17 protein-coding genes are annotated in these 19,549 nt (G+C 61.3%); 15 read left to right on the top strand and 2 right to left on the bottom strand.

The window, feature by feature from the left end; translation table 11 throughout:
- Nucleotides 1-271 precede the first annotated feature (271 nt).
- The 12 genes from AC1RKH_RS22655 to AC1RKH_RS22600 all read left to right on the top strand — a co-directional run bounded on the left by AC1RKH_RS22655 (nt 272) and on the right by AC1RKH_RS22600 (nt 14,545).
- A complete protein-coding gene (locus AC1RKH_RS22655) occupies nt 272-940 on the top strand; it encodes a haloacid dehalogenase type II (protein WP_123426032.1) in 669 nt (222 codons plus the stop codon).
- Nucleotides 941-985: 45 nt separating this feature from the next.
- Nucleotides 986-2,260, top strand: coding sequence for an NAD(P)/FAD-dependent oxidoreductase (locus AC1RKH_RS22650; protein WP_493064107.1), 1,275 nt, complete (start codon nt 986-988; stop codon nt 2,258-2,260).
- 92 nt (nt 2,261-2,352) lie between these two features.
- The gene (locus AC1RKH_RS22645; protein ID WP_493064108.1) at nt 2,353-3,990 is read left to right on the top strand and encodes an ABC transporter substrate-binding protein; all 1,638 of its coding nucleotides are present in this window, start codon (nt 2,353-2,355) and stop codon (nt 3,988-3,990) included.
- 48 nt (nt 3,991-4,038) lie between these two features.
- The gene (locus AC1RKH_RS22640) at nt 4,039-4,995 is read left to right on the top strand and encodes an ABC transporter permease (protein WP_493064109.1); all 957 of its coding nucleotides are present in this window, start codon (nt 4,039-4,041) and stop codon (nt 4,993-4,995) included.
- On the top strand, nt 4,992-5,867 hold the full coding sequence (locus tag AC1RKH_RS22635; RefSeq protein WP_493064110.1) for an ABC transporter permease: 876 nt from the start codon (nt 4,992-4,994) through the stop codon (nt 5,865-5,867). The genes AC1RKH_RS22640 and AC1RKH_RS22635 overlap by 4 nt, the downstream gene beginning before the upstream one ends.
- A 1-nt stretch (nt 5,868) precedes the next feature.
- On the top strand, nt 5,869-7,710 hold the full coding sequence (locus AC1RKH_RS22630; protein ID WP_493064111.1) for an ABC transporter ATP-binding protein: 1,842 nt from the start codon (nt 5,869-5,871) through the stop codon (nt 7,708-7,710).
- Complete coding sequence (locus tag AC1RKH_RS22625) at nt 7,707-8,015, top strand: (2Fe-2S)-binding protein (protein WP_493064112.1); 309 nt, start codon at nt 7,707-7,709, stop codon at nt 8,013-8,015. The genes AC1RKH_RS22630 and AC1RKH_RS22625 overlap by 4 nt, the downstream gene beginning before the upstream one ends.
- A complete protein-coding gene (locus AC1RKH_RS22620) occupies nt 7,997-9,388 on the top strand; it encodes an FAD/NAD(P)-dependent oxidoreductase (protein ID WP_493064113.1) in 1,392 nt (463 codons plus the stop codon). The genes AC1RKH_RS22625 and AC1RKH_RS22620 overlap by 19 nt, the downstream gene beginning before the upstream one ends.
- Nucleotides 9,385-10,539: an NAD(P)/FAD-dependent oxidoreductase gene (locus AC1RKH_RS22615; protein ID WP_493064114.1), complete on the top strand. Its 1,155-nt coding sequence runs from the start codon at nt 9,385-9,387 to the stop codon at nt 10,537-10,539. The genes AC1RKH_RS22620 and AC1RKH_RS22615 overlap by 4 nt, the downstream gene beginning before the upstream one ends.
- Nucleotides 10,536-11,693, top strand: a complete 1,158-nt coding sequence (argE, locus tag AC1RKH_RS22610) for an acetylornithine deacetylase (RefSeq protein ID WP_493064115.1) — start codon at nt 10,536-10,538, stop codon at nt 11,691-11,693. Before AC1RKH_RS22615 ends, argE begins: the two co-directional genes overlap by 4 nt.
- Before the next feature lie 288 nt (nt 11,694-11,981).
- Nucleotides 11,982-13,439 carry an NAD-dependent succinate-semialdehyde dehydrogenase gene (locus tag AC1RKH_RS22605; protein ID WP_493064116.1) on the top strand — a complete coding sequence of 486 codons (1,458 nt, stop codon included), beginning with the start codon at nt 11,982-11,984 and terminating at the stop codon, nt 13,437-13,439.
- A 26-nt stretch (nt 13,440-13,465) separates the two neighbouring features.
- Entirely contained in the window at nt 13,466-14,545 is a 1,080-nt protein-coding gene (locus AC1RKH_RS22600) for a tartrate dehydrogenase (protein ID WP_493064117.1), read from the top strand.
- A 125-nt stretch (nt 14,546-14,670) separates the two neighbouring features.
- Here AC1RKH_RS22600 and AC1RKH_RS22595 read toward each other — a convergent pair whose 3' ends face one another.
- Nucleotides 14,671-15,597, bottom strand: coding sequence for a 2-hydroxyacid dehydrogenase (locus AC1RKH_RS22595; protein ID WP_493064118.1), 927 nt, complete (start codon nt 15,595-15,597; stop codon nt 14,671-14,673).
- A 271-nt stretch (nt 15,598-15,868) separates the two neighbouring features.
- Here AC1RKH_RS22595 and gabT point away from each other — a divergent pair, with 271 nt between their 5' ends.
- From gabT to AC1RKH_RS22580, 3 genes are all read left to right on the top strand, one after another.
- Nucleotides 15,869-17,161: a 4-aminobutyrate--2-oxoglutarate transaminase gene (gabT, locus tag AC1RKH_RS22590; RefSeq protein WP_493064119.1), complete on the top strand. Its 1,293-nt coding sequence runs from the start codon at nt 15,869-15,871 to the stop codon at nt 17,159-17,161.
- Nucleotides 17,162-17,256: 95 nt separating this feature from the next.
- Nucleotides 17,257-17,913 (top strand): HAD family hydrolase, encoded by a 657-nt coding sequence (locus tag AC1RKH_RS22585; RefSeq protein WP_493064120.1) that lies wholly within the window; start codon nt 17,257-17,259, stop codon nt 17,911-17,913.
- A 45-nt stretch (nt 17,914-17,958) separates the two neighbouring features.
- Nucleotides 17,959-18,447 (top strand): Lrp/AsnC family transcriptional regulator, encoded by a 489-nt coding sequence (locus tag AC1RKH_RS22580; protein WP_100943735.1) that lies wholly within the window; start codon nt 17,959-17,961, stop codon nt 18,445-18,447.
- 46 nt (nt 18,448-18,493) lie between these two features.
- Here AC1RKH_RS22580 and AC1RKH_RS22575 read toward each other — a convergent pair whose 3' ends face one another.
- Nucleotides 18,494-19,258, bottom strand: a complete 765-nt coding sequence (locus AC1RKH_RS22575; RefSeq protein WP_493064121.1) for a substrate-binding periplasmic protein — start codon at nt 19,256-19,258, stop codon at nt 18,494-18,496.
- Nucleotides 19,259-19,549 lie beyond the last annotated feature (291 nt).

The following is a 19,549-nucleotide window of genomic DNA, read 5'->3' as shown; positions in this document are numbered from 1 at the left end:
GGTGAATCGGTGTGCGCTTGAGCCTTGCGGCGTTATAAAGGCCCATATGGGCGCATGAATACGGGGTTTGCCCAAGGCTGGAGCGCCCCGCAAAGTCTGCTGAGGGCGGGCGCTAAAACGGTGGTTTGTATCGAGCAGAGGTCGCTTTTAACGCCATCTGCTGATTTCACGGTGGTGTAATGACGGTGTGCTGCAGCGTTGCATCACGGCTCCCGGAACGGAGCGAATGCTTGTCACGCCATGACCTCAACGAACTTCAGGACCGCACTCAATGAGCTTTCTTCGCCCCAAATTCATTACGTTCGACTGTTACGGTACGCTGACCAATTTCCACATGGGTACGATGACTCGCGAACTGTTCGCCGATCGCGTGGTGCCCGAGCAGATGGAGCAGTTCGTCAAGGACTTCTCGGCCTATCGCCTGGACCAGGTCATGGGTGACTGGATGCCATATGACGAAATCCTCAAGACCGCCCTGGCGCGGACCTGCAAGCGTTGGGGTATTGAATACCGTGGCGAAGGCCAGCTGTATTACGACGCCGTGCCGACCTGGGGCCCGCACCCGGACGTACCGGCCGGCCTGTCGAAAATCGCCGACAAGATCCCGCTGGTGATTTTCTCCAACGCCAGCAACAGCCAGATCATGTCCAACGTCGATAAGCTCGGCGCACCCTTTCACAAGGTTTTTACCGCCGAACAGGCACAAGCCTACAAACCGCGCCTGGCCGCGTTCGAGTACATGCTCGACAACCTCAACTGTGGCCCGGAAGACATCTTGCATGTGTCGTCGAGCTTCCGTTACGACCTGATGCCGGCCCACGACATGAAGATCAAGAACAAGGCCTTCGTCGCCCGTGGTCACGAAGTCCCGGCCAACGCGTTCTACGAGTACCGGCAGATCACCGACATCGGTGGGCTGGCGGCACTGGTCGGTCTCTGAGTCGTAACGGCAACGGCACTCTTTTTGGCATAAGGCGGGTTAGATATGGGCAGTGAATCCTACTGGCTCGACACTGCACCGGCGTTCACCGGTGCTCAGTCCGGCGCGTTGCCCGGGCAGGTCGACGTGGCCATCGTCGGGGGTGGTTTCACCGGCCTGGCGGCGGCTCGGGCGTTGGCCTTGAAGGGCGCCAGTGTGGTGGTGCTGGAAGCCGGCAGGGTGATCGGCGAAGCCTCGGGTCGCAACGGCGGTCAGTGCAATACCGGCGTGGCTCAGGATTACGCCGGCCTGAGCGCCAGTCTCGGCGCCGACAAGGCGCGGGCCTATTACAAGGCTTACGAGAGTGCCGTGCACAGCGTGGTTTCGCTGGTGGAGCAGGAGCAAATCGCCTGCGACCTCAAGCGTAACGGCAAGCTCAAGCTGGCCGCCAAGCCGATGCACTACGAGGGCTTGGCGCGGACTTGCGAATTGATTCGCCGGGAGGTCGATGCCGATGTCGAGTTGCTGACCGCCGAACAGATCCGCGCTGAAGTCGACTCGGCCCAGTTTCACGGAGGATTGCTGCAGCGCAACGGCGTGCAGATGCATGTCGGGCGCTTCGGCGTCGGTCTGGCCGAAGCGGCCGCACGGCACGGTGCGTTGATCTATCAAGACACGCCGGTGACGGACTGGAAAGCCCAGGCCGGCGGCTATCAGGTCAACACCGCCAAGGGTTCGCTGCACGCCGGGCAAGTGCTGCTGGCGACCGGCGCCTGTCAGCACGGCGGGTTGGGCTGGTATCGGCGGCGGATCGTACCGGTGGGCAGTTTCGTGATCGCCACCGAAGTCCTTCCGCAGAGCCTGATCGACCAGTTGCTGCCCGGTCGGCGAGCCTATGTCACCAGCCGCATGATCGGTAACTACTTTCGCCTGACCCCGGACAACCGCCTGCTGTTTGGCGGCCGTGCGCGGTTTGCCATGTCCGACAGCGTCTCCGACGCGAAGAGCGGCAAGGTGCTGCGGGCGGCGATGGTGCAGATGTTCCCGGCGTTGGCCAACGTGAAGATCGATTACTGCTGGGGCGGACTGGTGGACATGACTTCCGACCGGCTGCCCCGTGCCGGCCAGCACGGCGGGGTTTATCACTCCATGGGCTACAGCGGCCATGGGGTGCAGATGTCGGTGCACATGGGGCAGGTGATGGCGGAGGTGATGGCCGGCAAGGTCGAGGCCAACCCCTGGCGCGAACTTGATTGGCCGGCGATTCCCGGGCATTTCGGCAAACCGTGGTTCCTGCCGCTGGTGGGCGCCTATTACCGGTTCCAGGACTATTTGCATTGAGTTGAAGTTGTGGCGTCACCGTCGTTTGCGTTTCAAAACGCTCCGGACAACCGCGAGCATGAGCCTTCTCATTATCGACAGGTACAACTGATATGACTGATAACAAGATCGACTCCAAACTGATCTCCGGCCAGGAAAGCCTGAGAGTGTTCGAAGGCCTCAATCGCGGCATGTCACGCCGCAACGCGTTGCAACTGCTCGGTGTCGCCGGAGTGGCTGCAGCGGGCGCCGGTAGTCTGTTCGGCGCCGCCGGCAAACTGTTTGCCGACGAAGCCGCGAGCCCCGGCAAAGGCAAGCCGGGCGGGCGGATTCGTGTCGCCGGCATGTCCAGTTCCACCGCCGATACCCTGGACCCGGCCAAAGGTGCGCTGTCCACCGACTATGCACGCCACTATATGTTCTACAACGGCCTGACCCGTTTCGACAGCCATCTGGTGCCGCAACTGGAGCTGGCCGAGCGTATCGACAACACCGATGCCACGCTGTGGACCATCACCTTGCGCAAGGATGTGACCTTCCACAACGGCAAAACCCTGAGCGCTGCCGACGTGGTGTTCTCGCTGTCGCGGCACAAGGATCCACTGACCGGTTCCAAGGTCATGCCGCTGATGGAACAGTTCGCTGAGATCAAGGCCACTGGCCCCAATGAAGTGCAGATCCGCCTGAGCGCGCCGAACGCCGAACTGCCGTCGATTCTCGCGGTGTCGCACCTGCTGATCGTTCCCGAAGGCACCACCGACTTCAATCAGGGCATCGGTACCGGGCCATTCAAGGTCAAGGAGTTCAAACCGGGTGTGCGTTCGATTGCTGCGCGCAATACCGGCTACTGGAAACCGGGCCTGCCTTATCTGGACGAGATCGAGTTCATCGCCATTGCCGACGAGCCGTCGCGGATCAACGCGCTGCTCTCGGGCGACGTGCACATGATCAACGAGGTCAACCCGCGATCCACCGCACGAATCAAGGCCAGCGCCGGCCACCGCGTCGTGGATGCACCGTCGGGCAACTACACTGACTTGATCATCCGTCAGGATCAGATGCCCGGAAAAAGCGCGGAATTCACCCAGGCCATGAAGCACCTGATGGACCGCGAGCAGATCAAATCCGCGGTGTTCCGTGGTTATGCAGTGGTCGGTAACGATCATCCGATTGCCCCCGGTTCGCGCTACTACAACGCGGACTTGCCGCAGACCGTCTACGACCCGGAGAAAGCCAGGTTCCTGCTGAAGAAGGCCGGCATGGACAGCATCAACATGCCGTTGGTGGCGTCACCTGCCGCCACCGGTTCGGTGGACATCGCCGTGCTGCTGCAGCAATCGGCGAAACAGGCCGGACTCAAGCTCGACGTCAACCGTCTGCCCAGCGATGGCTACTGGTCCAACCACTGGATGAAACACCCGTTGAGCTTCGGCAACATCAACCCGCGGCCGAATGCCGACGTGATGTTTTCGCAGTTCTTCCAGTCGAGCGCGCCGTGGAACGAGTCCGGCTGGAAGAACGACCAGTTCGACCAGTTGCTGATGCTCGCCCGGGGTGAAACCGACGACGCCAAGCGCAGCAAGATGTACGCGGACATGCAGACCCTGGCGCATGACCACTGCGGTATCGGCATCCCGGTGTTCATCAGCAACATCGATGCGGTCGACCAGCGCGTCAAAGGCTATGGCAGCAACCCGTTGGGCGGCTTCATGGGCTACATGTTCGCCGAGCAGGTCTGGCTGGATGCTTGATGGGCCGATGATGTTTGTGCCGCCGCGACATTGCAGGAGAACAGGGCGATGAATAGCAACACACTGTGGTTGATCGGCCGGCGTCTGGGCGCCGCGATCGTGACCTTGTTGATCGTGTCCATGGTGGTCTTCGCCATCACGGCGGTACTGCCGGGGGACGCGGCGCAACAGGCTCTGGGGCAGTTCGCCACGCCGGAACAGGTGGCGGCCTTGCGCCTGAAACTGGGGCTGGATCAGCCCGGTGTGTTGCGTTACCTGCATTGGTTGATGAGCCTGCTGAGCGGCGATATGGGGCAGTCCGTCTCCAACGCCATGCCGGTTACAGACTTGATGGCCGGGCGGGTTCCCAATACCTTGATGCTGGCGGCCGCCACGGCGCTGGTGTCAGTGCCGGTGGCCTTGATTCTGGGGATCGGTTCGGCCATGGGCCGGGGCGGGCGCATCGACAGCTTCCTCAGCTTTGTCACCCTGGCGATGGTTGCCGTACCGGAGTTTTTGGTAGCGACGCTGGCGGTACTGATTTTTGCGGTGAACCTGGGCTGGCTGTCGGCGTTGTCCTATGCCAGTGACATCACCTCACCGCTGCAATTTCTGCGCACTTACGCCTTGCCGGTGATGACGCTCTGTTGCGTGATCGTCGCGCAAATGGCGCGCATGACCCGGGCCGCGGTAATCGATCAACTCGATAGCCCTTATGTGGAAATGGCCCGGCTCAAAGGCGTGAGCCCGGTGCGGATCGTCCTGCGCCATGCCTTGCCCAATGCCATCGGGCCGATTGCCAATGCCATCGCCTTGAGTCTGTCCTATCTGCTGGGCGGGGTGGTGATCGTCGAGACGATCTTCAACTACCCCGGCATCGCCAGCCTGATGGTCGATGCGGTGACCAACCGTGACATGGCGCTGGTCCAGGCCTGCACCATGCTGTTTTGCACGGCGTACCTGGGGTTGGTGCTGATTGCCGACCTGTGCGCGATTCTTTCCAATCCAAGGCTGAGAAACCAATGAACAAGCTCATTGTGAAATCGACGCCTGTGACCCCCGACCTGTCGGTTGGCAAGGTGTCTCATGGGCCGTCCTGGCTGGGTCTGGTCGGGGCTGCGATGTGTTTTATCTGGTTGCTGGTGGCGGTCTTCGGCCCGTGGCTGGCGCCGCACCCGGTCGGCGAAGTGGTCTCCGACAATGTCTTCGACAGCCTGAGTGCTGCGTACCCCTTCGGCACCGATTACCTGGGCCGCGACATGCTCAGCCGGATCCTCGTCGGCGCACGTTTCACGGTCGGCCTGGCGTTGGTCGCGGCGGTGCTGGCCAGCGGTCTGGGCACCAGTTGCGCACTGCTGTCGGTGGTCTCGCCGAAATGGCTGGATGAAATAATCAGTCGCCTGATGGACGCTTTCATTTCGATCCCGAGCAAGATGCTGGCGCTGATCATGGTCTCGGCCTTCGGCTCTTCGGTCACGTTGCTGATCTGCACGGCGGTGCTGAGTTTCACCCCCGGCGCGTTCCGCATTGCCCGCAGCATGGCGGTGAATATCGAAGCGCTGGAGTATGTACAAGTGGCCCGAACCCGTGGCGAGCGCCGGTTGTATATCGCGTGTGTGGAAATCCTGCCAAACATGCTCAACCCGGTGCTGACCGACCTGGGGCTGCGCTTCGGTTTCATTGTGTTGTTGCTGAGCGGCATGAGTTTCCTCGGTCTGGGCGTGCAACCGCCGGATGCCGATCTGGGATCTCTGGTGCGCGAAAACATTGGTGGTCTCAATCAGGGCGCGCCGGCCATCGTGATTCCGGCCCTGGCCATCGGCACCCTGACCATTGGTGTGAATCTGTTTATCGACAGGCTGTCGTCCCGGCGTAGTCGACGTACGGGGGGGCATTGAGATGAGTGAATTGATTCGAGTCCAGGACCTGCGCGTAGTCGCCTGTGGCGAGCGCGGTGAAGTAGAGATCGTCAAGGGTGTGAGCTTCTCCCTGGAAAAAGGCGAAGTGCTGGCGCTGATCGGTGAGTCGGGCTCCGGCAAGACCACCATCGCCCTGGCGCTGCTCGGTTACGCCCGGCGCGGTTGCCGGTTGGCCGGCGGCGTGGTGCAAGTCGGCGAACACGACATGCTGGCGTTGAGCGAACGCGAACTGCAAGGCCTGCGCGGTAACCGTGTGTCGTATATCGCGCAAAGCGCTGCGGCGGCGTTCAACCCGGCGAAAAAGCTCATTGACCAAGTGGTGGAGGGCGCGTTGATTCATGGTCTGGGCAACCGGACCGTGCTCGAAGCCAAAGCCATCGAGCTGTTCCGCGACCTGGCCCTGCCGGACCCTGAACACATCGGCCAGCGCTATCCGCACCAAGTGTCTGGCGGGCAACTGCAACGGGTGATGGCGGCGATGGCGCTGATCAGCGATCCGCTGCTGGTGGTGCTCGACGAACCGACCACCGCCCTCGACGTGACCACTCAAATCGACGTGCTGCGCGCTTTCAAACGGGTGGTACGTGAACGTGGGGCGACGGCGGTCTACGTGTCCCACGACCTGGCCGTGGTGGCACAGATGGCCGATCAGATTGTGGTGCTCAATGGTGGCCAGATCTTCGAACAGAGCGCCACCGCGCCCTTGCTCAAAGGCCCGGCCCATGAATACACCCGCAGCCTGCTGGCGGCGGCGCGGCCGGATACGACGATCCGCCCGCCCAGCGGTATCGCCGAAGACCAACCGTTGTTGACCATCAAAGGTCTGACCGCCGGCTATGGCAACAAAAACACCCAAGGCATGCCGTCGATCCGCGTGCTGGAAGACATCGACCTGACGGTGCGCAGGGGCCAGGCCATCGGTGTGATTGGCGAGTCGGGTTCCGGTAAATCGACCCTGGCGCGGGTGGTGGCCGGATTGCTGACACCGGCGTTGGGTGGCCTGACCTTCGATGGTCAGCCATTGGGCGGCAGCCTTTCCGAGCGTACCGACGAACAATTCCGCCGGATTCAAATGGTCTTCCAGAACGCCGACACCGCGCTCAATCCGATGCACAGCGTCAGCACCATTTTGAGCCGACCGCTGAAGATGTATTTCGGCCTCAAGGGCGCCGCCTTGCGCGAGCGTATCGGTGAACTGCTGGACCTGGTGCGCTTGCCACGGAGCATGGCCGAGCGTCGGCCGAATGAGCTCTCTGGCGGGCAAAAGCAACGGGTCAACTTGGCCCGGGCGCTGGCCGCCAAGCCGGACCTGATTCTGTGCGACGAGGTGACCTCGGCGCTGGATACGGTGGTCGGCGCGGCGATTCTTGAACTGCTGCGCGACCTGCGTCAGGAGCTGGGAGTGTCGTATCTGTTCATCAGCCACGACATCTCCACCGTGCGCGCGCTGTGTGACGACATCGTGGTGATGTACAGCGGTTACAAGGTTCAGGAGGGCAGTCGGCAGTCGTTTGCCCAGGCGCCGTTCCACCCTTACACCGACCTGTTGATTCATTCGGTGCCGGAACTGCGCCAGGGCTGGCTGGAGAACTGCGGCACCACCTGCGGGACGCTGCCGCCGATCGGTGCGAAGGCCAACGTGCCGGAGTTGTGCATGTTCCTCAATCGTTGCCCGGTGCGGATCGACGGTCTGTGCAATCACACTGCGCCGAACCGCCGGACGATTGTCGGCGGCAGTGAAATCCTCTGTCATCACGACAGTGCCGAGTTGCTGAAAACCCAGCAGGATTTGAACAGCATGATCCAGGGAGCCTATGCATGAAAGGGCGTTTTGTGAGGCTGGCCGAGCAGGGCCGGCCGACCGTCAAATTGAGGGTGGACGGCGCACCCATCGAGGCGTTGCAGGGCGACACGCTGATGGTTGCGTTGCTGACCCAGGGTTCGGCGCTGCGTCAGTCGGAGTTCGATTCGGGCCGGCGTGCCGGTTTCTGCCTGATGGGCACCTGTCAGGATTGCTGGGTCTGGACCCGCAGCGGCGAACGTCTGCGCGCTTGTTCCAACGAAGTCCGTGAAGGGCTGGATATCGTCACTACACAACCGGAGGCGATATGGCCACTGCACGGCTGAGCACTCATCGAGTGGTGATCGTCGGCGCCGGGCCGGCGGGTGTTCGCTGCGCCGAAACCTTGCTGGCGGCGGGTTGCAAGCCGATCCTGATCGATGAAAATCGCCGGGATGGCGGGCAGATCTACCGTCGCCAACCGGAAGGCTTTACCCGCGATTACGCCACGCTGTATGGCACCGAGGCCGCCAAGGCCCGGGACCTGCACCAAAGCTTCGACCGTTTGCGCGGGTTGATCGACTACCGCCCGGATACGCTGGTGTGGAACCTCACGCCGGGGCAACTGTGCTGCGTCAGTCAGGGCAAACACTCGACCGTGGAGTACGACGCACTGATCCTTTGCACCGGTGCCACCGACCGCTTGATGCCGATCGAAGGCTGGCAACTGGCGGGCACCTACAGCCTCGGCGGCGCGCAGATTGCGCTCAAGTCCCAGGCGGTGTCCATCGGCCACAGCGTGGTGTTCATGGGCAGCGGGCCGTTGCTGTATCTGGTCGCCAGTCAATACCTCAAGGCCGGTGCCAACGTGGCGGCGGTGCTCGATACTTCGCCGCTGAGCAAGCGCATCGGCGCCTTGCCGAAACTGCTGGCGCGCCCCGGAGTGCTGTTCACCGGGATGAAACTGTTGGCGCAGTTGTACCGGGCGAAGATTCCGGTGCATCTGGGCATTTCTCCGCTGCAAGTGCTGGGCGATGCGGTCAGCGGTGTCAGCGGTGTGCGGGTGCGTACGGCGGCAGGGGCGACCTTGACCGTGGAGTGCGATGCCGTGGCCTTGGGGTATCACTTGCGCCCGGAAACCCAACTGGCGGATCTGGCCGGTTGCCGTTTGCGTTTCGATGAGGCGTCCAGCCAATGGTTGCTGGCCACCGATGAAGAAGGTCGGACTTCGGTAAACGGTGTATATGCCGCCGGTGATGGCTCGAAAATTCGCGGGGCGGATGCCGCCGAACACGCCGGGCGCTTGGTCGCCATGGCGTTGCTGGAGGATTTGCACCAGCCGGTGGATGCCGGGTTGCGCGACAAACAACGCCACGCCCTGGCGCTGATGGACCGGTTTCGCCTCGGCCTGGCCCAGGCGTTTCCCTGGCCGTCGGCACAAGCCAAAGCCTTGCCGGACGCAGCCATTGTCTGCCGCTGCGAGATGATCAGCGCCGGCGAATTGCGTCGCACCGTCAGCGAAAAGGGCGCCTGCGAAGTCAATCGGGCCAAGGCCTTCAGCCGGGTCGGCATGGGCCGGTGCCAGGGCCGTTATTGCTCCCAGGCCGGAGCCGAGGTGATTGCCGCGGCGGCGGGCGTCAGTGTGCAACAGGTCGGCCGCCAGCGCGGCCAGGCACCGGTCAAACCGCTTTCGATGCTCACCGAGGAGGTGTCGCCATGACGCTACAGAAAGCCGATGTGGTGATTGTCGGCGGCGGCCTGATGGGCTCGGCGGCGGCGTTTTTCCTGCGCCAGCGCGGGCAGTCGGTGGTCCTGCTGGAGCGCGACCAGATCGGTCAGTACGCCAGCGGCGTGAACTTCGGCAACGTCCGGCGTCAGGGTCGGTTCCTCGGCCAGTTGGAGTTGGCCAACCGTTCCTGGGCGTTGTGGAAGCGCCTGCCGGAACTGATCGACGACGACCTCGAATTCATCGCCAGCGGCCACATGCGGGTGTGTTATCGCGAAGACGAAATCGCTGAACTTGAGGCCTACGCTGCCGCCCCCGAGGCGGCGCAACTGGACTTGCAAATCTTTCGTGGCGCTGAGCTGCACCGGCGTTTTCCGTTCCTCGGGCCGGACGTGAAGGGCGGCTCCTACGCGCCACACGACGGGCACGCCAACCCGCGTTTGGCAGCCCCGGCGTTTGCCCGGGCAGCGCGGCGCCTGGGGGCGCGGATCGAAGAGCAGACCGAAGTCGCGCAAGTGCAAAAGGTTGGCGGTGAGTTCAACATCACCACCACCGATGGTCGCCAGTTCAGCGCCGAACGTTTGCTGATTACCGCCGGTGCCTGGGGCCAGAAACTCTCGGCGCAGTTCGGCGAGCCGGTGCCGCTGGACACTCACGGCCCACAAATGGCCGTGACCGAGCCGGTGCCGTACGCCTTGCCGACGGTGATCGGCGTGTACACCAAAATACCGGAAGAAGTGATTTACTTCCGGCAGATCCCGCGTGGCAACATCGTCATCGGTGGCGGCTACCGCAGCAAGCCGGACATGCTGACCCGTCGGGCTCAGGTCGAGCCGCGCAGCATCCTCAACCAGATTCAGCAGATGCGTCGCCTGCTGCCGGGTGTCGGCAATCTGAACATCATCCGCGTCTGGAGCGGCATCGAAGGGTACTTGCCTGACTCCCTGCCGGTGATGGGCCCCAGCGGTACGGTCGACGGGTTGTTCTACGCGTTCGGCTTCTGCGGTCACGGTTTCCAGCTCGGCCCGGGCGTCGGCGACGTGATGGCCGAGCTGATCAGCACCGGCAGCACCAGCACTTCGATTGAGCCGTTCTCCATCCGCCGGTTCGCCACTTTGTCCGAGCAACGGAGCAAGGCCTCATGAAACCCCGTGTACTGGAAATTCTCAAACGCTTGATGACCTTCGATACCGTGTCTTCGGAGTCGAATATGGCCTTGATCGAGTACGTACGTGACTTGCTGCTGAGCAAGGGCATCGAGTCGCTGATAGTCAAGGATGAAACCGGCAAGAAGGCCAACCTGTTCGCCAGCACCGGCCCCAAAGAGTTACCGGGGATTCTGCTGTCCGGGCACACCGACGTGGTCCCGGCAGCGGGCCAGGCCTGGACCGTTCCGGCGTTTCAGGCGACGCTGCAGGAGGGGCGGATTTATGGTCGCGGCAGCTGCGATATGAAAGGCTTTATCGCCCTGGCGATCGACGCCATGCTCGACGCCGCTGATCATTCGTTGAGTCGACCGCTGCAACTGGCGCTGTCCCATGATGAAGAGACCGGTTGCGTCGGCGTACGGCGCTTACTGGACGTGTTGCACCTGGCGCCGGTACGGCCATTCCTGTGCCTGATTGGCGAACCGACCAACATGCAGTTTGTGCTCGGGCACAAGGGCAAGGGCTCTTACCGCACCTACTGCCGGGGTCTGGAGGCTCACTCGTCACTGGCACCGCGCTCGGTCAATGCGATTCACGTGGCCTGCGATTTCATTGCGGCACTGCGTCAAAGCCAGCAGCAATTGCAAGAGCAGGGCGCTCGGGATGCGGACTACGACGTGCCTTACAGCACCGTGCATGTCGGGCAGATCGTTGGCGGCAAGGCGCTGAACATCGTGCCGAACCTGTGCACCCTGGATTTCGAGGTGCGCAACCTGCCGGCAGACGATCTGGATCAATTCCTGGAGCAGATGCAAGAGCGTGCCGAGGTGATCGTGCGCGAGGCCAAAAAGCTGTCCAGCGTGGCGGACATCGAGATCGAAACCCTCAACGTTTATCCGGGGCTGGAAACGCATCCGAGCGTTGAAGCCGTGCGCTTTCTGAAGAACTTCGCTGCGCCGGATACCGGTACCGCCAAAGTCTCGTTCGGCACCGAAGGCGGGTTGTTCAAGCAGCGCCTGGATGTGCCGGTGGTGGTCTGCGGGCCGGGCTCGATCGAACAGGCGCACAAGCCGGACGAGTTTATCGAGATCAGCCAGATGGAGGCCGGTGAGCGGTTTCTTGAAGGCCTGCTCGGTTCCTTGAAATTGTAGAACTGTGGTGTTGATAGGTTGTAGGGCAAACAGAGATCAAATGTGGGAGCGAGCTTGCTCGCGATGGCGTCCGTCCAGTCGATATTGATGTTAGCTGACACACCGCTATCGCGAGCAGGCTCGCTCCCACAGGGTTTTGTGTTTGTCTGAAAGTCCATGAATCGCCTCGGTAGAGCCTGCCGTCCCACCGAAAATTTCAGCATCCGACACTGCCCTCAAGGCGCTTTCAGCATCCTCATCCGTGGCACCTCCCTAGACTGGCAAGTGTCTCGGATCAGGACCTCGACCATGCTCAAGAATCGTTTGAAAGACCCAAGCCTTTTGACAGAACTCGCCTATATCGATGGGCAGTGGATCGGCGCCGACAACGCCGCGACGCTCGACGTCATCGACCCGGCCAACGGCCAGTTGCTCGCCCGCGTACCGGCGATGCAAGGCACGGAAACCCGCCGTGCCATTGAAGCGGCCGAAAAAGCCTGGCCGGCGTGGCGCGCACGTCCGGCGGCCGAGCGCGCGGTGCTGCTGGAATGCTGGTATCGGGCGATGATCGACAACCTCGACGATCTCGCGTTGATCATGACCTGCGAGCAGGGCAAACCGCTGAACGAAGCCAAAGGTGAAATTCGCTACGGCGCCGGTTTCGTCAAATGGTTCGCCGAGGAAGCTCGGCGGGTTTACGGCGAAACCATGCCGGCCCCCAGCGGCGATCGACGACTGCTGACCCTCAAGCAACCGGTCGGAGTCTGCGCCGCCATCACCCCGTGGAACTTCCCCAACGCGATGATCACCCGCAAGTGCGCGCCAGCCTTGGCGGCCGGCTGTCCGATCATCGTCAAACCTTCGGACCTGACGCCGTTGTCGGCTCTGGCCCTGGCGGTGTTGGCCGAGCGGGTCGGCATTCCGGCCGGGGTGTTCAATGTGCTGACCGGGATGCCGGCGGGGATCGGCGAAGAGCTGACCGGTAACCCGAGCGTACGCAAGATTTCCTTCACCGGCTCGACGGCAGTCGGCCGGTTGCTGATGCGCCAGAGCGCCGAACACATCAAGCGCTTGAGCCTGGAACTGGGCGGCAATGCGCCGTTCATTGTGTTCGACGACGCCGACCTGGAGCAGGCGGTGGCGGGCATCATGCTCAGCAAGTTTCGCAACGCCGGGCAGACTTGTGTCTGCGCTAACCGCATCCTGGTGCAGGACGGCATCTACGAACGCTTCGCCCAGCGGCTGGTGGAGGAGGTGGGCAAGCTCAAAGTTGGCAACGGCCTGGATGCCGACGTCACTATCGGCCCGCTGATCAATCCGGCGGCGGTGAGCAAAGTCGCCCGACATATCGACGATGCCCTGAGCCAGGGCGCGCGGTTGCTCTGCGGTGGTGTTCCCGAGGGCGACAGTCAATTTGTCCAGCCAACGGTCCTCGGTGATGCCCACGCCGGCATGTTGCTGGCTAACGAAGAAACCTTCGGCCCAGTGGCGCCGTTGATGCGCTTTACCGAGGAGGCCGAAGCACTCGCGCTGGCCAATGCCACGCCTTATGGCTTGGGCGCCTACTATTTCACTCAGGACCTGCGCCGCTCGTGGCGTTTCGGCGAAGCGCTGGAGTTCGGCATGGTCGGCCTCAACACCGGGATCATTTCCATGGAAGTCGCGCCGTTCGGCGGCATCAAGCAGTCGGGTCTTGGTCGTGAAGGCAGCAAGTACGGCCTGGATGAGTACCTTGAAGTCAAAGCCTTCCATATCGGTGGGCTGTAATTCACAGATACGGGGAGGCACGATTGATGAGCAAGACATTCAGAATCGCCGCGATTGCCGGCGATGGTATCGGCAAGGAAGTCCTGCCCGAAGGGCTGCGAGTCCTTGAGCAGGCCGCGAAGAAATGGCAGCTGGATTTGAGCATCGAGGTGCTCGACTGGGCCCATTGCGATTACTACCTGGAACACGGGCAGATGATGCCCGACGACTGGTTCGAACAGCTCAAGGGTTTTGACGCGATTTACTTCGGCGCCGTGGGCTGGCCAGACAAAGTGCCGGATCACATATCCCTCTGGGGTTCGTTGCTCAAGTTCCGTCGGGACTTCGACCAGTACGTGAACATCCGCCCGGTGCGGTTGTTTCCCGGTGTGCCGTGCCCATTGGCCGGGCGCAAACCGGGGGACATCGATTTTGTGGTGATCCGCGAGAACACCGAGGGCGAGTATTCCTCGGTCGGCGGCAAGATGTTCGAAGGCACCGAGCATGAATTCGTGTTGCAAGAGTCGGTGTTCACCCGGCGTGGCGTGGACCGGATTCTCAAGTTCGCCTTCGAGCTGGCCCAGACCCGGCCGCGCAAACGCCTGACGGCGGCGACCAAGTCCAACGGCATTTCCATCAGCATGCCGTACTGGGATGAGCGCACCGCATTGATGGCTGCGCAGTACCCGGACATCACTTGGGACAAACAGCACATCGACATTCTGTGCGCGCGTTTCGTGCTGCAACCGGATCGCTTTGATGTGGTGGTGGCGTCGAACCTGTTCGGCGACATCCTCTCCGACCTCGGGCCAGCGTGTGCCGGGACTATCGGTATTGCGCCGTCGGCCAACCTCGATCCCGAGCGGCGCTTTCCGTCGCTGTTCGAGCCGGTGCATGGCTCGGCACCGGATATCTATGGGCAGAACATCGCCAACCCGATTGCGATGATCTGGTCCGGGGCGTTGATGCTCGATTTTCTCGGTAACGGTGATGAGCGTTATCGCGCGGCGCATGACGGGATTCTGCAGGCGATCGAGCGGGTGATTGCCGACGGGCCGATCACCCCGGATCTGGGCGGGAAGGGTTCGACTCAGGATGTCGGAAAGGCGATTGCCGACAGGCTTTGACCCACACCACTGAACAACTGTGGGAGCGAGCTTGCTCGCGATGAGGGGCTGACATTCAACATTGATGTTGACTGACAGATCGCCATCGCGAGCAAGCTCGCTCCCACATTTGTTTTGTGTTTTATTCAGTAACCCTTATTGCGATCGATCTGGCCCACCATCAACTCCCCCCGCTGATGCCGGCGAATATTCTCCAACAACACCCCGAACGCACTTTCCGGCTGTGTCATCGCCGCAATGTGCGGGGTCAGCAGAATCTGCGGATGATCCCAAAACGGATGGTCGGCCGGCGCCGGTTCTTCCTGTAGCACGTCGAGTACGGCACCGCTCAGTTGCCCGCTGTCCAGTGACTCAAGCAAATCACTTTCCACCAGATGCCCGCCACGCCCCATGTTGATCAGCGCCGCGCCATGAGGTAGTTGCCGGAATAGTTTGCGGTCGAGAATGCCTTGGGTCTGTTCGGTCAGCGGCAGCACGCACAACAGAATGTCGCACTGGCTCAGGAACGCTGGCAACTGCTCGGTACCGGCATAGCAATCGACGCCCGGGATCTGATGGGCACTTCGCGCCCAGCCTGACAGCGCAAAACCCAAGGGCTGCAAGGTCGCCAGAATCTGCCGGCCCTGGGTACCGAGGCCCATGATGCCAACCCGACGCTTGGCCGCCGGTTGCAGCAAGTGTGCCTGCCAGCAGCGGGCCATTTGTTGCTGGCGATAGCGCAGCATGTCCCGATGCAGGCTGAGCACCGCGAAACTGGCGTATTCACACATGCCACGGGTGATGCCAGGGTCCAGCAGGCGTACCACCGGCAAGCTCGTCGGCAAGCGGCTCAAGTCCAGTTGATCGACCCCGGCGGACACCGCAAACAACACGCGCAGATTGGGCAGCAGAATATCGAGATCGTCAGGTGCCTGCCAGGCGGCCAGGTACTGAATATCCCTGGGGTCGCCGATGTCTGGCCAGGCGCGCCATTCGATATCCGGGGCGTGTTCGGCGAACAGCGCTTTCCACTGTTCGCCGCGCACGGGGTCAGCTTTATAAAGCAGGGCCATGGGCATTTCCTGAGGGAGGAGGTGCTGTCCATCATGGAGCAATGACAGCGCAGGATCTGTTGAAAGGGCCGGGTTAAACGCGTTGTGCCACGTTCTATCGACCACGGCCCGGCAGATTCGGCGGGCTGAAGGAATCTGCCGTTTGGCAGGGTGAAAACAGTCGATCCGAATTTCTCAGAGGGCAAGTTCGGCGTAGTTCGTTTCGCACAAGCCTTAACCTGAACAGCATCGCAACCACTTCCCGGTTGCCGGACTCACGATGGGAAATGCCATGAATAGCAAAGTCGACGAAACCCCTCATTTGCTCCGTCAGCGCGATCAATTCGTGCCACGTGGCCTGGTTACCGCTCACCCGCTGGTGATCGATCGCGCCCAAGGTGCCGAGTTGTGGGACGTGGATGGCAAGCGCTACCTGGATTTTGTCGGCGGCATTGGCGTGCTGAACATTGGCCACAACCATCCGAAAGTAGTCGCTGCGGTGCAGACCCAACTGCAAAAAGTCTCCCACGCCTGTTTCCAGGTGGTGGCCTATAAGCCTTATCTCGATCTGGCCCAGCGTTTGTGCGAAATGATCGGTGGCAACGAAGCGTATAAAGCGGCGTTCTTTACCTCCGGTGCTGAAGCGGTCGAAAACGCCGTCAAGATCGCCCGAGCCCACACCAACCGCTCGGCAGTGATCGCGTTTCGTGGCGGGTTTCACGGTCGCACGTTGCTCGGCACCACGCTGACCGGCATGAGTCAACCGTACAAGCAGAACTTCGGGCCGTTCGCGCCCGAGGTGTTTCATACACCGTATCCGAATGCCTATCGGGGCGTCAGCAGTGAGATGGCCCTCAAGGCACTGGACGAGTTGTTGGCCACCCAGGTCGCACCTGAACGGGTCGCGGCCATCATCATTGAACCGGTCCAGGGCGACGGTGGTTTCCTCTCGGCACCCGTGGAGTTCCTCCAGGCGCTGCGTGCTCTCACTGAAAAGCACGGCATCGTGCTGATTCTCGATGAAATCCAGACCGGTTTTGGCCGTACCGGCAAGTGGTTCGGTTTCCAGCACGCCGACATCCAGCCAGACCTGGTGACCGTCGCCAAGAGTCTCGCCGGTGGTTTGCCGTTGTCCGGCGTGGTCGGCAAGGCCCGGATCATGGACGCGCCATTGCCCGGAGGCCTGGGCGGCACTTACGGCGGTAACGCCCTGTCGTGCGCGGCAGCGTTGGCGGTGATCGAGGCCTATGAGCAAGAACAACTGCTGGCCCGTGGCGACGCCTTGGGCGAGCGTTTGCGTCAGGGGCTGCTACGCTTGCAGGCCCGTCACCGGCAAATCGGTGACGTGCGCGGCAGCGGTTTCATGCTGGCGATCGAACTGATCAAGGATGACGAGGCCCGCACTCCCGATGCGGATCTGAATCAACGGCTGATCGACGAAGCCCGAACGGGTGGCCTGCTGGTGATCAAATGCGGCGTGTACCGCAACGTGCTGCGCTTCCTCGCGCCGCTGGTGACAACAGAAGAACAGGTCGACGAAGCGCTGCAGATTCTTCAAGCAGCACTGGCACGAGTCTTGAACTGAGCTCATGCGTACTCCGGGCGGTACCGCAAGGTATCTCTCGTGAGCGTTTATGGAGCATGGATTGATGGAATGCATCATCGGAGGCTTTGCACACCATGGGGCTGACTGATTATCGAGCGCTGCTCATCGATTGCGATGAAGTCCTGGTCGATCGGGATTCGGGGGTCTGGACGGCACTGCAACCCCTGCTCGAAAGCCTTGGCGGTAACCCGGACAAGGACCGGATACTGGCCGAATACAGCGAGGTCGTGCGTGCGCTCTACCCGCGTTTCGGTGAGCTGGGCTTTAGTGGGTTGCTGTGTTTCGCCCATCGCCAGTTGGCTGAGCGCTGGGGGTTGAAAGCCAGTTGGGAGGAGGGCATGAGCTTTGCCCGTTCGGTCGCCAACTGGTCGCTGTTCGAGGACGCGCCCGGCGCGATGTTGTACCTGCGCAAGTTCTATCGTTTGCTGGTGCATGGCGATCGGGATGCCGAAGATCGAGGGCTGCTCTGTGAGCGTTTGGGGGTCATGCCCGACGACTTCATTTCACTGGCCAGCGACCCTTTGCTCGATCAGGACTGGCTACAGGCCAATAACCTTGAAACCGGTGCGATACTGCAAGTGACCCGACCTTCGGCCGGTCGACAGGCGGCCACCGATGTGTGCCTGATCTGTCGCGGCCAGGCAAAACACCCATCGCCATGCGCGGCGGATTACTGCATCAACAGCATGGCTGATCTGGTGGCTCAGCATCAGCTGTCTTTACGGCGCTGATTTTGCTAGAAGATTGTCCTACAAACGACAATCAAGAGGTACGCAATGGAAGGTTTAGTGAAACTGGACCGGATCGACATCAGCATCTTGGTTGAGCTGCAAAAAGACGGGCGCATGACCAACGTCAGCCTGGCCGATGCTGTGGGGCTGTCGGCCAGCCCCTGTCTGCAACGGGTCAAACGACTTGAATCGGCCGGGTATATTTCCAGCTACAAGGCTCACCTGAATCTGGCGAAGATCACCGACTCGGTCACGGTCTTCACCGAGGTCACCCTGAGCGACCACAAACGCGAAGATTTCGCCAAGTTCGAATCCAATATCCGTCTGGTGGATGAAGTGCTCGAATGCCATTTGATCAGCGGTGGCTACGATTATCTGGTGCGCTTCATGACCCGCAGCATCCAGCATTACCAGGAAGTGATCGAAAGCCTGCTGGACAAGAACATCGGTATTTCCAAGTACTTCAGTTACATCGTCATCAAGTCTCCGGTGCTCAAGGACGGCGTGCCGCTGCGCAAACTGCTGCGTCACTGACCTTGACCGCCAGTGCTTATTTGAAAAAGCGCTTATTCAGGATTCACTACTGCGACAAATAGCGCTTTTGTATACGCGCGAGAGCACCGTCACTGCGAAGCGTTTCAACCGCTTTGCGCAAGTCTTGTACCCGTTGCGGGGAGCATTGCTTCGAGCAGGCCAGATAGAGAGTCGCGCTGTTCATGACGGGACTCATGAACAGTTTGCGTCGAGACACCTTCGGCCAGATGTATCGACTCTCCGGGATGCCGTTGAACCAGGCATCGATACGCCCCCTCAAGAGCATTTGCGCGGGGTTGTCACCAATGGTCAGCGGGTAGATCTGCTCGTTGCCGAAGCCTTGTTCGCGCAGGATTTCCTCTTGCGCGCTGCCCAGACCTACACCGATCACACGGTAGACCTTCCGGGCTTCTTCGAAGCTGTTCACTTGCTGCTCAAGGCTGAAAAAAGCTCGCTCCATGGGCATGATCGGGGCGATCCAGGTGTAGCGATTTTCACGTTCTGGCGTGCGAGACAAGGGGGCTATCAAGATGTCCTGATTCTCACTGACATGCTTTTGCGATCGGGCCCAGGGAAGCGCCTGTACATGAGCGACATAGCCGGCTTTGGCAACGGCCATCAGCACCAGATCTCCGACGATTCCGTGACCTTTGGAATCATCGACAAACGTCAGTGGGGGAGCGTCGGGGATAAACAGCTCAATCGGTAAGGGTGCGCTCCACGCGTTGTGGGTCATCAGCAGCGATACCGACAGACACAGTCTGCAAAGCGCCTTGGTACGGGTACTTGATACGCGTGTGATCCGGTTCATGATTGATATTTCAGGCATGGAAAGGAGAGGCTCGACTCAATTCATCGCCGACTCAAGGCGGCAAGCATCTTCCCATAGGTGCATGGGTTATGCGAAGGCAGTAATCCCGGGCGAGGTGTCTGCACCGGGTTTGTGCATTCGGGCCCCGAGGTCAGCTGATCGCTTGCGACCCGACGGAATAACTCGTCCGGGTTCTTGCAGACGGGAAAATCCCTGCTTAACTCTGAACCTCTGGTCAGTCAGTGACTGATCAGTCATGAATGCCGTCTGGGCAACCGCTCATGCTGTGCG

Source organism: Pseudomonas sp. GW822-FHT06B12 (genome assembly GCF_058799675.1).
Note: the sequence above shows the minus strand (reverse complement) of the source record. Positions and strands in the feature narration are given on the sequence as shown.

Coding starts and splice junctions, on each gene's coding strand:
- AC1RKH_RS22655 (WP_123426032.1), top strand. CDS start 272: ATGAGCTTTCTTCGCCCCAAATTCATTACGTTCGACTGTTACGGTACG.
- AC1RKH_RS22650 (WP_493064107.1), top strand. CDS start 986: ATGGGCAGTGAATCCTACTGGCTCGACACTGCACCGGCGTTCACCGGT.
- AC1RKH_RS22645 (WP_493064108.1), top strand. CDS start 2,353: ATGACTGATAACAAGATCGACTCCAAACTGATCTCCGGCCAGGAAAGC.
- AC1RKH_RS22640 (WP_493064109.1), top strand. CDS start 4,039: ATGAATAGCAACACACTGTGGTTGATCGGCCGGCGTCTGGGCGCCGCG.
- AC1RKH_RS22635 (WP_493064110.1), top strand. CDS start 4,992: ATGAACAAGCTCATTGTGAAATCGACGCCTGTGACCCCCGACCTGTCG.
- AC1RKH_RS22630 (WP_493064111.1), top strand. CDS start 5,869: ATGAGTGAATTGATTCGAGTCCAGGACCTGCGCGTAGTCGCCTGTGGC.
- AC1RKH_RS22625 (WP_493064112.1), top strand. CDS start 7,707: ATGAAAGGGCGTTTTGTGAGGCTGGCCGAGCAGGGCCGGCCGACCGTC.
- AC1RKH_RS22620 (WP_493064113.1), top strand. CDS start 7,997: ATGGCCACTGCACGGCTGAGCACTCATCGAGTGGTGATCGTCGGCGCC.
- AC1RKH_RS22615 (WP_493064114.1), top strand. CDS start 9,385: ATGACGCTACAGAAAGCCGATGTGGTGATTGTCGGCGGCGGCCTGATG.
- argE (WP_493064115.1), top strand. CDS start 10,536: ATGAAACCCCGTGTACTGGAAATTCTCAAACGCTTGATGACCTTCGAT.
- AC1RKH_RS22605 (WP_493064116.1), top strand. CDS start 11,982: ATGCTCAAGAATCGTTTGAAAGACCCAAGCCTTTTGACAGAACTCGCC.
- AC1RKH_RS22600 (WP_493064117.1), top strand. CDS start 13,466: ATGAGCAAGACATTCAGAATCGCCGCGATTGCCGGCGATGGTATCGGC.
- AC1RKH_RS22595 (WP_493064118.1), bottom strand. CDS start 15,597: ATGGCCCTGCTTTATAAAGCTGACCCCGTGCGCGGCGAACAGTGGAAA.
- gabT (WP_493064119.1), top strand. CDS start 15,869: ATGAATAGCAAAGTCGACGAAACCCCTCATTTGCTCCGTCAGCGCGAT.
- AC1RKH_RS22585 (WP_493064120.1), top strand. CDS start 17,257: ATGGGGCTGACTGATTATCGAGCGCTGCTCATCGATTGCGATGAAGTC.
- AC1RKH_RS22580 (WP_100943735.1), top strand. CDS start 17,959: ATGGAAGGTTTAGTGAAACTGGACCGGATCGACATCAGCATCTTGGTT.
- AC1RKH_RS22575 (WP_493064121.1), bottom strand. CDS start 19,258: ATGAACCGGATCACACGCGTATCAAGTACCCGTACCAAGGCGCTTTGC.